The organism is Ralstonia soli, from assembly GCF_023955655.1.
GTDB lineage: Bacteria > Pseudomonadota > Gammaproteobacteria > Burkholderiales > Burkholderiaceae > Ralstonia > Ralstonia soli.
The window spans coordinates 1-15765 of the sequence record NZ_JAMXHT010000008.1; the positions used below are offsets into that span (position 1 = coordinate 1).

General features: G+C 67.5%; 15 protein-coding genes. 10 read left to right on the top strand and 5 right to left on the bottom strand.

What is annotated here, in order from left to right:
- On the top strand, positions 1-192 hold a 192-nt coding region (locus tag NG900_RS20820), incomplete at its 5' end, for a hypothetical protein (RefSeq protein WP_252683281.1).
- A gap of 63 nt (positions 193-255) precedes the next feature.
- Here the strand turns inward: NG900_RS20820 and NG900_RS20825 are convergent.
- The gene (locus NG900_RS20825; RefSeq protein ID WP_252683282.1) at positions 256-1116 is read right to left on the bottom strand and encodes a CHAD domain-containing protein; all 861 of its coding nucleotides are present in this window, start codon (positions 1114-1116) and stop codon (positions 256-258) included.
- A 102-nt stretch (positions 1117-1218) separates the two neighbouring features.
- Positions 1219-1998 (bottom strand): DeoR/GlpR family DNA-binding transcription regulator, encoded by a 780-nt coding sequence (locus tag NG900_RS20830; protein WP_252683283.1) that lies wholly within the window; start codon positions 1996-1998, stop codon positions 1219-1221.
- A gap of 143 nt (positions 1999-2141) precedes the next feature.
- Here NG900_RS20830 and glpD point away from each other — a divergent pair, with 143 nt between their 5' ends.
- Positions 2142-3719 (top strand): glycerol-3-phosphate dehydrogenase, encoded by a 1578-nt coding sequence (glpD, locus tag NG900_RS20835; RefSeq protein ID WP_252683284.1) that lies wholly within the window; start codon positions 2142-2144, stop codon positions 3717-3719.
- Between the two features lie 61 nt (positions 3720-3780).
- Positions 3781-5277 carry a glycerol kinase GlpK gene (gene glpK, locus NG900_RS20840; protein WP_252683285.1) on the top strand — a complete coding sequence of 499 codons (1497 nt, stop codon included), beginning with the start codon at positions 3781-3783 and terminating at the stop codon, positions 5275-5277.
- 67 nt (positions 5278-5344) lie between these two features.
- Here glpK and NG900_RS20845 read toward each other — a convergent pair whose 3' ends face one another.
- Entirely contained in the window at positions 5345-5725 is a 381-nt protein-coding gene (locus tag NG900_RS20845; RefSeq protein ID WP_252683286.1) for a hypothetical protein, read from the bottom strand.
- A 200-nt stretch (positions 5726-5925) separates the two neighbouring features.
- On the opposite strand from NG900_RS20845, the gene NG900_RS20850 reads away from it, so the two are divergent.
- On the top strand, positions 5926-6558 hold the full coding sequence (locus NG900_RS20850; protein ID WP_252683287.1) for a DUF1415 domain-containing protein: 633 nt from the start codon (positions 5926-5928) through the stop codon (positions 6556-6558).
- Between the two features lie 174 nt (positions 6559-6732).
- On the opposite strand, the gene NG900_RS20855 is transcribed toward NG900_RS20850, so the two are convergent.
- Positions 6733-8358 carry an OpgD/OpgG family glucan biosynthesis protein gene (locus tag NG900_RS20855; RefSeq protein ID WP_252683288.1) on the bottom strand — a complete coding sequence of 542 codons (1626 nt, stop codon included), beginning with the start codon at positions 8356-8358 and terminating at the stop codon, positions 6733-6735.
- A gap of 280 nt (positions 8359-8638) precedes the next feature.
- Between NG900_RS20855 and NG900_RS20860 the strand changes: the two genes are divergently transcribed.
- The 4 genes from NG900_RS20860 (at position 8639) to NG900_RS20875 (ending at position 12936) form a co-directional block, all read left to right on the top strand.
- Positions 8639-9895: an AGE family epimerase/isomerase gene (locus tag NG900_RS20860; RefSeq protein ID WP_252683289.1), complete on the top strand. Its 1257-nt coding sequence runs from the start codon at positions 8639-8641 to the stop codon at positions 9893-9895.
- An 8-nt stretch (positions 9896-9903) separates the two neighbouring features.
- A complete protein-coding gene (gene tcuC, locus NG900_RS20865; protein ID WP_252683290.1) occupies positions 9904-11205 on the top strand; it encodes an MFS transporter in 1302 nt (433 codons plus the stop codon).
- Positions 11206-11211: 6 nt separating this feature from the next.
- Positions 11212-12012, top strand: a complete 801-nt coding sequence (locus NG900_RS20870) for a GNAT family N-acetyltransferase (protein ID WP_252683291.1) — start codon at positions 11212-11214, stop codon at positions 12010-12012.
- A gap of 120 nt (positions 12013-12132) precedes the next feature.
- On the top strand, positions 12133-12936 hold the full coding sequence (locus NG900_RS20875) for an AraC family transcriptional regulator (protein WP_252683292.1): 804 nt from the start codon (positions 12133-12135) through the stop codon (positions 12934-12936).
- On the opposite strand, the gene NG900_RS20880 is transcribed toward NG900_RS20875, so the two are convergent.
- Complete coding sequence (locus NG900_RS20880) at positions 12933-13859, bottom strand: alpha/beta hydrolase family protein (protein ID WP_252683293.1); 927 nt, start codon at positions 13857-13859, stop codon at positions 12933-12935. The genes NG900_RS20875 and NG900_RS20880 overlap by 4 nt on opposite strands.
- 112 nt (positions 13860-13971) lie before the next feature.
- Here NG900_RS20880 and NG900_RS20885 point away from each other — a divergent pair, with 112 nt between their 5' ends.
- A complete protein-coding gene (locus tag NG900_RS20885; RefSeq protein ID WP_252683294.1) occupies positions 13972-14925 on the top strand; it encodes a helix-turn-helix domain-containing protein in 954 nt (317 codons plus the stop codon).
- A 90-nt stretch (positions 14926-15015) separates the two neighbouring features.
- On the top strand, positions 15016-15762 hold the full coding sequence (locus NG900_RS20890; protein ID WP_252683295.1) for a PepSY-associated TM helix domain-containing protein: 747 nt from the start codon (positions 15016-15018) through the stop codon (positions 15760-15762).
- Positions 15763-15765 lie beyond the last annotated feature (3 nt).

Below are 15765 nucleotides of genomic sequence, written 5' to 3' on the forward strand. Positions count from 1 at the left end.
TTTCGTCGCTGTCAACAACTTGCTGAAGAATTTTTATCGTTCAACGCGTCGCTAACTTCACCGCAACCGCAGACCGTCGCCAACCACTCAACAACCCGCAAACCCGCTCCACTCCTACTTCTCCACCACCTCAACCACCCCACCGTCGCTTTCGTTTCGGCGCTGTCGTTTGCAGCGAGGGGCGAACTATAGGCAGGTTTTCCGATCTGCGCAAGCCCCTTTTTCTTGAAGGGTCTTTAGGCGTCGCCCGGACGTTCAACGGGCCTTGTGGCGGCGTACCCAGCGAAGCCCTTTGGCAGCGCGCTTGCGAGCTGTGGCGGCGCGCTTGTGAAATGCGCTCACGACGGAGTTGGGAGGAGGCGCGTCCAATAGCTCAGCAACGCGGTCGAGCGAGACCTCGGCGTCGTGAACCTCACCGAGCGCGTCCTGAAGTTTGCGCAAATGCGCTCGGTAGCGCTTGGGCGCTGCGGTTCCTAGCGCGTGGTAGAACGACTCATAGAGATAGCGCCACTGTTTGGCCGCGATGCGCGCGCGGTGCAGGCGTGGCGCGGGCGCTCGCCTTGGGCGGCGGCCGCGGCGGATGAGCTTCTTCCTGAGCGCCTCAGCCCGGCGGCGGGCGAAGCGGGAATGCGCACCGGCATCCTCTTCTCTATGAAAGGGAGCGACGGCGTCGTCCAGCGCGAGCAGCGTCAGCGACACTTCCGAGGAGGCGAGCTCGGTGCGCAGGGTTTCCCAGGCGGCAGCCCGGGCGTCCTTTGCGCATGCAATGGCCTGGTCGAGCCACGCGCGACCCGCCTCATCGTCCTTGCTCAGGGAGTCCCGGGCAGCAGGGAGCCACTCAGAGAGCAGCACATCCCACTCGCGAACCGGGCCCGTAGACGCCGCGAGTGCGCGCAGACGTGGCTTCCATTGCGCAACAAAGCTGGCGGGCAGGACCGGCGCGAAGCTCACCCACGCGGAACGCAGCCGCCGCAAGGTGACGCGGAACTGGTGGAGATCTTCGTCGCAGGGGCTGGGCGCGCCCAGTTTGGTCAAGGCATCACGCAAGGCGCCGATATGCTCGGTGACGATACCCGCGAAGATCGAAAGAATGACCGCATGTGAGTGCTTGCTCACGATGCTCCCCGTGTGGACGTGGCGGAATGACAGACAGGCACGCAAGGTGCGCGCCGTGCCATTTCACTGTAGTCGACGGGCCAAAGACTGCCGGGCGCCAGATCAAAGGCGGCGCGCCTCGCTGGCGACGATCACATCGACCTCCGCCGCGCGAAAGACCTCGGCCATCGGCTCGGGCACCGGCACATCGGTGAAGAACTTGTCGATCTGCGAAATGTGGCCCAGACGGACCACGGCGCGGCGGCCAAACTTGGAGTGATCGGCGGCAAGCCAGACCTCGCGCGACTGCTCGATGATGGCCTGGGCGACGCGCACCTCGCGGTAGTCGTAGTCGAGCAGCGTGCCGTCTTCGTCGATGCTGGAGACACCGATGATGCCGATGTCGACGCGGAACTGTTTCATGAAGTCGATGGTGGCCTCGCCCACGATGCCGCGATCGCGATTGCGCACCAGGCCACCGGCGACGATGACCTCGGCATCCGGGCTGCCCGACAGAATGGACGCGACGTTTAGGTTGTTGGTGATGACGCGCAAACCCCGTGGCCCGCTCTGGCCGACCAGTGCCTTGGAGATCTCTTCGGCGGTCGTCCCGATATTGATGATGAGCGAGCGGCCGGGCTCGACGTGGCCAGCCACGGCTTCGGCGATGCTGCGCTTGGCATCGATGTGCAGGACCTGGCGCTGGTCGTAGTCGATGTTCTCGACCGACGAGGGCAGGCCGACACCGCCGTGGTAGCGCGCGAGCAAGCGCTCGTCTTCGAGCTGGCGGATGTCGCGGCGGATAGTCTGGGTGGTCACGCCCAGCACACGGGCAAGCGCCTCGACAGAGGCATCACCGTGCTGACGGACGTATTCGAGAATCTGGCGGTGTCGAGGAAGCATCAAGTCACTAAACGAACACAAACGAACACATGCGAGCGAATTAGGCGATTTAACATGTTGCTTTATTTTCGCCTTTCACTACACTATCCGCGAACGCGTCACACTTCGCAAGAAAAGGCGCGCAATCCAACATCAAGCAAACCATGCAACACACCGATGCGTCGCATCTGGACTGTGATCTGCTGGTGGTCGGAGGCGGCATCAACGGCGTGGGGATCGCCCGTGACGCTGTGGGCCGTGGCCTGTCCGTCGTCCTGTGCGAAAAGGACGACCTGGCCCAGCACACCTCTTCGGCCTCGACCAAGCTGATCCACGGCGGCCTGCGTTACCTCGAATATTACGAATTCAGCCTCGTGCGCAAGGCGCTGCAGGAGCGCGAAGTGCTGCTGCGCATGGCGCCGCACATCATGCGGCCCCTGCGCTTCGTGATGCCGCACGACGCCGCACAGCGCCCGGCGTGGATGATCCGCGCGGGCCTCTTCTTATATGACCATCTGGCGCGCCGGCGCTTTCTGCCGGGCTCGGCGTCGATCAAGCTGGGGCAGCATCCGGCCGGCAAGCCGCTCAAGCCGGGTTACACGCGCGGCTTCGTCTATTCCGACGGCTGGGTCGACGACGCCCGTCTGGTGGTGCTCAACGCGCGCGACGCGGCCGATCGCGGCGCGCACATCCTCACCCGCACGCGCTGCCTGAACGCCGAACGCCGCGCCGATGGCTGGCATGCTTCGCTTACCGGCCCGGACGGCATCCGTTCGGTGCGGGCCAAGGCCATCGTCAACGCGGCGGGGCCGTGGGCAGCCGAATTCGCCCGCTCGGCGCACGCGCTGCCGAGCACGCGCGGCCTACGCCTGATCAAGGGCAGCCACATCGTCGTGCGGCGGCTTTTTGACCACCCGTTCGCCTATATCTTCCAAAACCCGGATGGGCGGATCGTTTTTGCGATTCCGTACCAGAACGATTTCACGCTGATCGGCACGACCGACCTGGAGTACAAGGGCGACGTGAACCAGGTGGCCATCGACGCGGGTGAAGTGCAGTACCTGTGTGACATGGCCAGCCGCTATTTCACACAGCAACTCACGCCGGCCGATGTGGTGTGGACGTACTCTGGCGTGCGCCCGCTGCTGGACGACAGCGCCGCCAACGCCTCGGCCATCACGCGCGACTACCTGGTCGAATGCGAGACCGGCACCGACGGCAACCGCGCGCCCCTCATCAACGTGTGGGGCGGCAAGATCACCACCTACCGCAAGCTGGCCGAAGAGGCGCTGGACCAGCTCGCTCCGTACTTGCCGGACGCGGGCAAACCGTCGTGGACGGCCACGGTGTCGCTGCCGGGCGGCGATCTGGAAGCGCCGGGGCAGTTGGTGGCCGAATACACGTTCAGCGATTTCGTGACGCGCCTGCAAACGCGTCTGCCGTGGCTGCCGACCGCGCTGGCAACACGCTACGCACACCAGTACGGCACGCGGGTGAACACGCTGCTCGCCGGCGCCGCACGGTTGGACGACCTCGGCGCCGAGGTCACGCCCGGCCTGTATGAAGCCGAAATCCGCTACCTGATCGAACACGAATGGGCCCGCACGGCGCAGGACATCCTGTGGCGGCGGACCAAGCTGGGGCTGTACGCCAGCGATGCCGACCGCAGCCGCCTCGAAGGCTGGCTGGCGCATCGCATGCAGCCAACCAACGCAGAACCCATCGCGCAGCGCGCCCCCTGAAGCCAACCGGGTGCCGGGCTACCATGCCCGCTCCCGTTCACCCGCCGCCAGAGACCGCCTTATGGAATACCTCCTCGCACTCGACCAGGGCACGTCCAGCTCACGCGCCATCGTCTTCAACCGCGCAGGCCAGATCGTCGCCAGTGCCCAGCAGGAGTTTCCGCAGCATTTCCCGCAGCCCGGCTGGGTCGAGCATGATCCGTTCGACATCTGGAACAGTCAGCTCGCCACGTGCCGCGCGGCCCTCGAACAAGCCAAGCTCTCCGCCGCTGACATGGCCGCGCTCGGCATCACCAACCAGCGCGAAACCACCATGGTGTGGGAGCGCGCCACCGGCAAGCCGATCTTCAATGCCATCGTCTGGCAGGACCGCCGCACCGAAAGCATCTGCGAACGCCTGCGCGCCGAGGGCCGGGAAGAGGAAGTGCGCAAGCGCACCGGCCTGATCATCGACCCGTATTTCTCGGCCACCAAGCTGCGCTGGATTCTCGACCACGTGGACGGTGCCCGCGAGCGCGCCGAGCGTGGCGAACTCGCCTTCGGCACCATCGACAGCTGGCTTGTGTGGCAACTCACGGGCGGCCGCCTGCACGTGACGGACGTCTCCAACGCGTCGCGCACGATGCTGTGGAACATCCACACCGGCGAGTGGGATGCGAACCTAATGCGCGCGCTCGACATCCACCCGAGCCTGCTGCCCGAAGTGCACCCGTCGGCCTACCAGTTCGGCCAGACCGATGCCCACTGGCTGGGCGCCTCGCTCACCATCGGCGGTATTGCTGGCGACCAGCAATCGGCCCTGTTCGGCCAGGCATGCTTCAAGCCCGGCATGGCCAAGAACACGTACGGCACCGGCTGCTTCATGCTGCTCAACACGGGCGACAAGGCGGTGCAGTCGCACAACGGCCTGATCAGTACGGCCGCCTGCCAGAGCGGCCCCAAGCGCAGCTACGCGCTGGAAGGCAGCGTGTTCGTCGGCGGTGCCGTGGTGCAATGGCTGCGTGATGGCCTGCGCGCGATCCAGCGCTCGGCTGACGTGGAAGGCCTGGCCGCTTCGGTGCCCGATTCCGGCGGCGTGGTGTTCGTGCCTTCGTTCACCGGCCTCGGCGCGCCGTACTGGGACCCGACCGCACAGGGCGCCATCGTCGGCCTGTCGCGCGGCACCACCATCGGCCATATCGCCCGCGCCGCGCTGGAGTCGATCGCCTTCCAAAGCACCGCGCTGCTGCAAGCCATGACGCGCGACGCCGTTTCCACCATCTCGGAATTGCGCGTGGACGGCGGGGCCTCGGCCAACAACCTGTTGCTGCAGTTCCAGGCGGATCTGCTCGGCATTCCGGTCGTACGTCCGGAGATCATCGAAACCACGGCGCTCGGCGCGGCGTACCTGGCCGGCATCGCCACAGGCTTCTATCGCGATGAAGCGGAGGTCGCGCAGCAATGGCGCGCCTCGCGCACGTTCCACCCCGTCATCAGCCGCGACGAGGCCGCGCACCGCATCGCCCAGTGGGAAATGGCCGTCGCGCAGGTCCGCCTGCCCACCCAGCGCGGGCACTGAGCGTATCTGCGGCCGGCAGGAAAAAGGCGACCCGAAGGTCGCCTTTTTTCATGGTCCGATCCGCCGCTCACTTGCCTTCGGTATCTGGCACCTGTGTCGGGCCGCCTTGCTCCTTCATAGCTTCCTTGCGCTTGGCGCGGGCTTCCTTGCGCTCGGCCTTGCGGTTGGCCTTCGCCGCCTTCTTCTCTTCCTTGTAGGCAGCCTTGGCGTCGGACTTGCGCGCCTTGTATTCATCGCTGGCGGCCTTGTCCTCGATACGCTTTTCGACCAGCGGGTCCGACGAGGACGCTGCCGGGGGCTGGCCGCTCGGTGCCTGTACCGTGCCGGTGGTCTGTGGTGAGGTCTGCGGTGCGGGGGTCGTCTGGGCAAAGGCTGCCGACGCAGCCAATGCCGCGGCCAGCGCAAGCGCGGTTCGGAATGGGGTCTTGGTCGGGCGCAGTTCCATCATGGTTGGGCTCCTTCTTTTACACAGTCACGGGAAGGTCTGACCACGCAAGGGGCGCGCGAAGCACCTCAGAGCGGTCTCGGCGCGCATCAAGGGCACGCGCCGGGCGTTGCAAGTCACAACACCGTTGGTGCCGCAAGAAGCGCTCCCGGGGCATCGACTACACTGCGCGCCATCTCCCATCCCCTCTTCCCGCTTGCACCGTGTCTGACCACACTCCCGCCACCGATTTCGTCCTGCTCGACCCACCGGCCGATGCGCTGGCCCTCGGCCAGGACGCCGCCGCCCGCCACGTCGCCCGCGTCCAGCGCTGGCTTGAAGACGCCGTGATCGGTCTGAACCTGTGCCCCTTCGCCAAGGCCGTGCACGTTAAGCGCCAGGTCCGCTACGCCATCAGCCGCGCCACCCTGGACGGCGACGTGCTCGACCACCTGCGTGCCGAAGCCGAGCTGCTGCACATCACGCCCGCCGCCGACATCGACACGACCTTGCTGATCGTCCCCGCCCTGGCGGATTTTCTCGATTTCCACACCCTCACCGACCGCGCCGAGGCGTTGCTCGCCAAAGCCGGCTTCGAAGGGGAACTGCAGCTGGCCAGCTTCCACCCCGACTTCGTCTTCGCCGACGCCGACCCCGGCGACATCGCCAACGCCACCAACCGCGCTCCCGCCCCCATCCTGCATCTGCTGCGCGAAGACAGCATCGCCCGCGCCGCCGCAGCCGTACCCGATGCAGCGGACATCTACGAGCGGAACATCGCGACGATGGAAGAGCTAGGCCCAGAAGGTTGGGCGGAGATGGCGAAGAAATTCAGCGAGAAGCCGCAGCGCGATTGAGCCCGACACTCACGAGAGGTGAGCCTTGGCGCCTACCAATACGCCCAGTCGGTGTGGCCGTACCCTGCCCTGGATGGCGCCTTTCTTTGCTTACTTTCTTTGGCAAGAGAAAGAAAGTGAGTCGGCCCCGGCAGCGGACGAAACCGCGGATGCACCACCAGCAAAAAACAAGAACTAAACCGCCCGATCCACCGGCGGCGTCCACTGATACATCCAAGTCTCAGAAAGCAACCGCTCCCCCGACTGCAACGTCAGCGACAACTCAATCGGCGCATTGCCAGCATCCGGCACCACATCAAACATCGCCCGCACGCCGTCGATACTGGTCAGCGGCCGCGCCGACGCAATCTCCACCCGCCCCCGCGAGGCCCGAATGACCGGCTCCACGGTCGACCCTGCGCTGCTGCGCCCCAGCCGCGACAGCTCCCCGCCCGCAAAGTCCACCACAAACCGCCAGGAAAACACCTTCCGCGGCTGCCCGACCACGCCGCCAATGCCCGTGCGCGTTGCGACCACCCGCGCCAGCGGTGAAGCCGCGGCAGGCTGCGCCCCCCACGTCAGCCGATAACCGAACGCCAATTCCTGCCCAGCGCGCGGTGCCACCGCCGGGCGCCAGAACGCGACGATATTGTCGAAGGTCTCGTCATTGGCCGACAGCTCGACGAGCTCGACCGCGCCCTCGCCCCAGCCGTGCGTGGGCTCGACCCATACGCTCGGGCGCTTCTCGTAGAACACGCCGTCGTCTTGGTAATGATCAGGGTTGCGGTCCCGCTGCAGCAGGCCGAAGCCGCGTGGACCATTGTCGGCAAAGCGTTGGGTGCGCAGCGCGGGCGGGTTGGCCAGCGGGCGCCAGATCCATTCGCCCGAGCCGCGCCAGATGGCCAGGCCGTCGGAGTCGTGGATCTCGGGGCGCCAGTCCGAGGCGCGCCAGCGGCGGGCGGCGTTGTAGCGATCGCCGGCGCGGTCGGTGCGGTCGTTCTCGCCGTAGAGAAACATGCTGGTGAGCGGCGCGATGCCCAGGCGCTCGATCGGCTTGCGCACAAAGAGCGTGGCGCCGACGTCCATCACCAGCGTGTCGCCGGGGCGGATGTCGAAGCGGTAGACGCCGGCCACGCTGGGTGAATCGAGCAGCGCGTAGACACGCAGCGTGTCGGCATCGGCTGCCGGGCGCACCAGCCAGAACTCGGTGAAATCGGGAAACTCCTCCGCGCGCGGCAGACCGGTGTCGATCGCCAGCCCGCGCGCCGACATACCGTATTGCCACTGCCCGCCCACCGCGCGGAAGTAGCTCGCCCCCAGAAAGGCGGCCACATCGCGTGTCGGGTCCGCCCTGGTGGTGAGCCGAAAGCCCGCGAAACCGAGATCGGCGGGCAGGGTCTGGTGGTCCAGGCCGCTCTTGCCGTAATCGAACATGGCCGGGTCGTAGGCGATCAGGCGGGCCTCACCGTCGACCACCTCATGCATCCGCACGGGCGACTTGAAGAACAGCCCCAGGTGGAAGAACCTGGCCTCGAACGGCAAGTGCTGCCCGGCCCACAGGGCGTGATCGGCGCGCATGCCGATGGATTGATAGCCGTCCCAGTTGAGCGCGGCCAGCGGTTTGGGCAGTTGCACGCTGCGGGGCCGGTAAGGCCGGGCCGCCAATGCGCGCGCCCGGGCCAGCAGGTGGGCTTCGTCAAACGGCTCGGGGACGCCAACGGCGTTGCCGGGCGTGGCACTGCGGGACAAACCCGGCGCCAGGGCAGGGGCCACGGAAAGCAGCCCGGCGGCCAACTGCTTGAGCAGATCGCGACGGTGCATGGATCAGGCAGGACCAGGGGAGCCACGGGAGAACCATCTTCGCACAAACGTACGCCCAGGCAGTGTCCCGCTCAAAGCTTTCAATGGCCCCACAACCCTGCACTACGGGCGGGATTCGGAGTGTTCTGCGTGGCATCGGGTCGCCAGTTGGAGCACAATCCCGGGTCTGTCCGCATGTGCAACGCACGTTCGTCGCCTATCGTGGACAGATACAGACCGCTGCTGCCGGCCCCCCGCTACGACGATGGGGCCGACGCCCGCCACGATCCTCACGGCGCACATGCTTCCACAGTCCTCCACGCCTCCGCTGCCCGACCTGGTTGAATCGGCCGAACGCCCTGCCGCCCCCGAGGCCGCCCTGGCGTCCCTCAGCCGCTACTACGACGACGTCCTGCTGCCCATGTGGCTCGGCCCGGGCTGGAACGCGCAGGCCGGCCTTTGCTACGAGGCGCTCGTCGTCGAGAACGACACGCTGGTGCCCGCATCGACCGCGCGCTACCGCGCCATGGCGTGTGCGCGGCAGCTGTATATCTTCGCCCGCGCCACGCAGCTCTCCGCCTGCCACCGCGACCTTTGCGGTGAACGCGCGGCCGCGCTGTGCCATGCGCTGGACACGCGCTTTCGCGACACGATCCACGGCGGTTGGGTGTTTGCGATCGATAGTGCGATGGCGCCGCAGGACACCACCAAGGATTTGTACACGCACGCCTTCGTGCTGTTTGCGGCCGCACACTGGCTGGCTGTCAGCGATGACCCGCGTGCGGCCGCGCTGATGCACGACGCGCACGACGTGATCGCGCACCGCTTTGCCCGCGCAGCCGGCGGGGCGCATGCGGCGCCGCTGCCGGTGGCCGCCATGGACGGCCCGTTCGGCACCGCACTGGCCGGTGTCGCGCAGAACCCGGTGATGCACCTGACCGAGGCCTACCTGGCCGCCGCCGCGCTGGACGAACCGCCCGCCTGGGCCGAAACCGGCGTGCGTACGCTGGCCGAAGGCATCCTGGCGCGCTTCATCGACACGCGCACCGGCAGCATCACCGAATTGCCAATCGATGAAGGCAGCGCCGACAACCGCATCGAGCCCGGTCACCAGTTCGAATGGTTCTACCTCGTGCGTGCGCACGCCGATGTGTTCTCGCGCTCGGAAGCCGGCCGCCAGTTGGCCGAAACCCTCGCCCGCGCGGTGGATGCCGCCTGCGCCGCCGGCGTGGACGCCGACACCCAGGGCGTCTGCCTGTCGCTCAACCTGGACGGCACCATGCGCGACCCCAGCCAGCGCATCTGGGCCCAGACCGAATACGGCCGCGCGCTCGCCCTGTGCGCGCAAACGCATGGCGCCATGCTCGCGCGCATGCTGCCCGCGTGGGCCGCGCGCTTCCTGCACGCGCAGGGCTGGAACGAGGTGATCGACGCGTCCGGCGCCCGTCTGCGCGCCGACATGCCGTCCAGCACGCCGTACCACATCACCACTTTTTACGAGGCGGCCCGCAGTTCACTGACCGGCTCGCACGCACGTTGTACCCAAGCTGTTGAGTGAGACCCATCATGCATAACCACAACCCCAACGAATCCAAGGCCCGCGCCATCTTCCGGGTGGTCAGCGGAAACTTCCTGGAGATGTACGACTTCATGGTCTACGGCTACTACGCCAAGGCCATTGCCGACACCTTCTTCCCAGCCGGCAACGAGTTCCTCTCGCTGATGCTGTCGCTGGTGACCTTTGGTGCCGGCTTCCTGATGCGGCCGCTGGGCGCGATCTTCCTGGGTGCGTACATCGACCGCCACGGCCGCCGCGCGGGCCTGATCCTCACGCTGGCGCTGATGGCGTGCGGCACGCTGCTGATCGCGGCGGTGCCCGGCTACGCCACCATCGGCCTGGCCGCGCCGCTGCTGGTGCTGATCGGGCGCCTGCTGCAAGGCTTCTCGGCCGGCGTGGAGCTGGGCGGTGTGTCGGTCTATCTGGCGGAAATCGCCACGCCGGGCCGCAAGGGCTTTTTCGTGAGTTGGCAGTCGGGCAGCCAGCAGGTGGCGGTGATGTTTGCCGCGCTGCTGGGCGTGCTGCTCTCGTTGGCGCTGCCGCCCGCCGAGATCAGCGCCTGGGGCTGGCGTATCCCGTTCGTGGTCGGCTGCCTGATCGTGCCGTTCCTGTTCATCATCCGCCGCTCGCTGCGTGAGACGGAGGAGTTCGAAAAGCGCAAGCACCGCCCCGACATGGCCGAGGTGTTCCGCTCGATGGTCGAGAACTGGCGCCTGGTAGGCGCGGGCACGCTGCTGGTGGTGATGACCACGGTGTCGTTCTACCTCATCACCGCCTACACGCCGACGTTCGGCAAGAGCGTGCTGCACCTCTCCGACATGGACAGCCTGATCGTCACGCTGTGCGTGGGCGCCTCCAACCTATTCTGGCTGCCGGTGATGGGCGCGGTGTCCGACCGCGTGGGGCGCCGTCCGCTGTTGATCCTCTTTACCGTGCTGATGTTGCTGACCGCGTATCCGGCCATGGTGTGGCTGGTGAACGAGCCGTCGTTCGCGCGCATGCTGACCGTGCTGCTGTGGCTGTCGTTCCTGTACGGCAGCTACAACGGCGCGATGGTCGTCACGCTCACCGAAATCATGCCGCCTGCCGTGCGCACGACCGGTTTCTCGCTGGCGTATAGCCTGGCCACGGCCATCTTCGGCGGCTTCACCCCCGCGATTGCCACGTGGCTGATTCATTCCACGGGCAACAAGGCGATGCCGGGCGTGTGGGTGTCGTTTGCCGCGCTGTGCGGGCTGATCGCCACCCTGGCGATCGTCAAGCCGGCGGGCAAGCACGTACACGGCACGGGCACGGCAACGGCCGCCTGATCGGCGATGCGCACCCCGGGCGGCCTGATCGATATCGTCGACATCGCCACCATCGAGCACTGCGGCTTTGCCGCGCTGCCGCCCGAACACAGCATCGAAGACGGCCCCTGGGTGCTGCGCATGGCGGGGGGCCTGGCCAAACGGGCCAACTCCGCCAACCCGCGCGCACCGGGCGCGCCACTGGATGCGGATCGCCTGCACCGCATCGAACGCTTTTACCGCCACACGGGCCTGGTCCCCATCGCGCCCATCGTGCGCATCACACCGCTGGCCTCGCCCGAGGCCGATGCCCTGCTCGCGGCGCGCGGCTACCGCATCACCGACCGCAGCCTTGTCATGACAGCGCAGCTGGCCCCATCACCGCCGGCCACGCCGCCCCACGGCATCACCCTCCGTATCGATACGACGATTCCTGACGCATGGCACGACACCTTCGCGCTATTCGACGGGCTGGATGCACACGGACGCACCACGCGCCGCGCCATGCTCGACGCACTCGACCGCCCGCACGCGGCGATCACGCTGCGTGACACGGACGGTGCCACCCTCGGTATCGGCCTGGCCGTGGCGGACGGCGCGTATGTCGGTCTATTTGATGTGCGCGTCGCCAGCGCCGCCCGCGGCCGCGGGCTCGGACGCGCCGTGACCGACGCGATGCTCGGCTGGGCACGTACCCGGGCCACGGTGGATACGCCGGTCACCGCGTATCTGCAGGTCAACATCGACAACGCGCCCGCGCTGAGCCTGTACCGTTCGCTCGGCTTTGCCGACGCCTACGCGTACCACTACCGCGTCGGTCCGGCCTGAGCACTCCGGCCTGGAGCGTGGCAGTCCACCACTCGGGCTCGAGCCCGGACACGCAACTCGCTTCGACAAGCCCGGCCGGCGGATTTACACTCATCTGCTCCGTTCTGTCGCAAAACCGCCATGCCCCAGCGCCTCCTGCCCACGGATGTCGAAGGCCGCACGCCGCCCTCCGTGGCGCATCCGGTGCGGCTCTACACGCGTCAGATGGACGCCAACACGCGCTTTCCGCGCCACACGCATCCATGGGCGCAGGTGGCGTACAGCCATAACAGCGTGCTGCGCGTGCAGGCCGGCGACACGGCCTGGGTGGTGCCGCCCTCGCGCGCGATCTGGATTCCGCCAGGCATCGAGCACGAGGTGTGGGTGGTGGAGGCCGCGTTCCTGCGCACGCTGTATGCCGATCCCTCCGTGGTAACGGGCACGCTCGCGCAGTGCCGGGTGATGGAGGTGTCGCCGCTGCTGCGCGAGCTGATTGCCGCCATGGACGTGCAACAGCCGCTGCCGCCCGCGCGCGAGCAGGCGCTGGCCGCGCTCATCCTCGATGAGCTGCGCCGCAGTGCCCCGCTGCCGCTGGATTTGCCGATGCCTGCCGACAAGCGCCTGCGTGCCCTGTGCGAACGCGTAATGGCCGACCCCGGCACGCCGCTCACCTTCGACACCCTCGCCCGCGAGGTAGGCGCCAGCGCCCGCACCCTGGCGCGGCGCTTTCGCGACGAGCTGGGCGTGAGCTTCTCGCAATGGCGCCAGCAGGCGGTGCTGGCCAGCGCCATTCCGATGATGTCGCAGGGCATGCCGCTCTCACGCGTGGCGCAGGCGCTGGGCTACAACAGCCAGAGCGCGTTTTCGGCGATGTTCCGCCGGGCGTTCGGCAGCAGCCCGAGTGCGTTCCTGCATCGGCCGGGCAGCGACGCCGACATGGCCTAGCGGGCCACGAGCGCATCCAGCCACGCCACGGTTTCGCGCCACCACGGCGCGCCCGACGATGCGCGGAAGAAGCCCATGTGGCCGACGCCCTTGTCGCCCAGCGCAGCACCGCCCACCTGGCGGCGCGTGACGCGCGTGGCGGGAAACCGCGCGACGAGCGCATCGACGGCATTGGCCGGTGCCATCGGATCATCGTCGAAACTCCAGGCGAGCAGCGGCACGGCAAGTCGTGCGTAACGCGAGGTATCGAGCCCGGTGCGCGGCGCGAACAGATAACCGCGCCGGCGGGCAAAGCGCGCCCAGTCGCCCAGGATGGCAGCGGGAATCGCCATCGGGCCCATCCCGACGGCGGTCAGCGGCAGCATGCCACCGCGCGCTTGCGCCACGGCCATTGGAATCCGCACGCGCAGCAGCCACGCCAGCTTGGGGCGACTGAGCAGCCCGCGCCACGGCCACAGCCGCGCATCGGCCAGCGACGCCGCCACGTGCACCAGCGCATCGGCGTGCACGATGTGCGGCGCGAGTCCTGCCAGCTGCCCGCCTGCGCTGTGGCCGAGCACCACCAACTGGCGGCCGCCACAGCCTTCGGGGACGAGCGTGTCGTGCACCCATTTCAGCACCGCGTCGATGTCCTGCCGGCCCCAGTCGGCAAAGCGCAGGGTGCCGGGACCACTGGCCAGCGCGCCCCCGATGCCGCGATAGTCGAACGTCACCACACGCCAACCGGCCAGGCACAGCGCGCGTGCGAACGCCGCGTAGAACTGGCGCGGCACGCCCAGCGCCGAGCAGATCACCACCGTGCCGTGCGCATCCAGGCCTGGGCTGGTAACCGTCACGGGGAGTGTCCAGCCGTCGGCGGTGCGGACGTGGTCTTCTCGGGTGGGAAGGGCATCGGCGGGGTAGTCGATCGGTTCGCGCTGCATGGGGACTCCGCTCAGGGTGTCGGGATGCCTGCAGTATTGGCGGCGGCGCGCACGGTCACAATTACGCGACAGGTAATCGCGGCAGCTACCCGACTCTGCTTCAATAGGTGACATGAAACCTGCCCAGCCTGCCTCGCCCGCCGCCAACACGCTCATGCTGGATAACGCCCCTACCGCCGATACCGCCCAGGTGGCGACCGAGCCGCCCGACGCAGCGCTCTCGCGCTTTCCGCAGCTGCTGCGCTTCTGGCGCACCCGGCGCGGCTACAGCCAGCTCGCCCTGGCGCTGGCGGCGGGGGTGTCGCAGCGGCACGTGAGTTTTCTGGAATCGGCACGTGCAGCGCCCAGCCGCCACATGATCCTGCAGCTCGCCGACGAGCTGAACGTGCCGCTGCGCCATCGCAACCAGATGCTGCTGGCCGCCGGCTTTGCACCCGCGTATGCCGAGCAGGGCCTGAGCACGCCCGCCGACGAGGCATCACCCATGATGCAGGCGGTGCGCCATGCGGTGAAACTGATCCTCGACAAGCAGGCGCCGTATCCGGCCATCGTGCTCGACCGCTTCTGGCACTTGCTCGACGCCAATGCCGCCCACCGCCGCCTGATGCGCTGGGCCATCGGGGACGACCGGGCCGAAGGCGGAACCGGGCACACCACGGGCGCCGTCAACATGATGCGGCTCGTGTTCGACCCGACCGCCCTGTGGCCCGCCATCGTCAACCGCGAAGCCGTGGGCCGCTATCTCGCCCGGCGCGTGCGGCAGGAACTGGCCCTGCACGCCATCGACCCCGCCACGCAGCGGCTGTTGGCCGATATCCGCGCGCTGCAACCCGCGGTGTTCGAGGCGTCGGATGCACCGGCGCCCTCCTCACCCCTTCAGGACGCTGCCGATCCGCCGCCCTTCCTGCCCATCACGCTGCAGCGCGATGGGGTGACAGTCTCCCTGTTCTCCACGCTCACCACATTGGGCACGCCGCGCGATGCGGGGCTGCAGGAAATGCGCATCGAGTGCTTTTATCCGGCGGATGAGGCGTCACGCCGGGCGCTGGAGCGGATCACGTTGTAAGCGTACGCGCATTGCAACGAGAATCATTCTCATTTATATTGACCGGTCGATTTGTCATCCGCTGGCGGCCGCCACGCCGCCTTGTGCTTCATGAACGACCTGTCGCATCCTTCGCTGTCCGCCCCGTCGGCAGCCCCCGCGCATCCGGCAAAAACGAAAGCCAAAGCCGAACACCCGGCCAACCACCGCGCCACCGCCGTGCGCTGGCTGCGCAAAACGCATGGCTGGTTCGGGCTGTGGGGTGCGGTGCTGGGCTTGATCTTTGGCGTATCGGGCATCTGGCTGAACCACCGCGCGGTCATGAAGCTGCCGGTGGCGCAGCAGAAGACCACCACACGCATCGCGCTGGCCGACCCTTTGCCGGCCACACCAGAGGCGATGAGTGCGTATCTGCAGCAGACCCTGCAACTGCAAGAGCCGCCCAACCGCATCCGCGTCGAACGCGCCAAGCCCGTGCCCTGGACGGAACCCGCCGACACCGCGCAGGGTGAACACGAGCACCGCGCCGCCAAGCCGCTCATGCAGCCCGCGCAGTGGAGCTTCAGCTTTGGCAACGCCGGCAAACAGATGCAGATTGAGTACTGGGTCGGCAACCATTCCGCCGAAGTGCGGCAGACCGACAACGGTATTGTCGCCACGCTGAACAACCTGCACAAAGGCACCGGCATGACGGTGCCCTGGATTCTGCTGGTGGATACGCTGGCCGGGTGCCTGATCCTGCTGTCGCTCTCGGGCCTGGCGTTGTGGGTCATGACCACCAAGCGCCGCACGGTGGGCTGGACGATCTTCGGACTGGGCAGCGCGCTGGCGATCGGCTTGGCGATCTCTCGGCTCTGAACG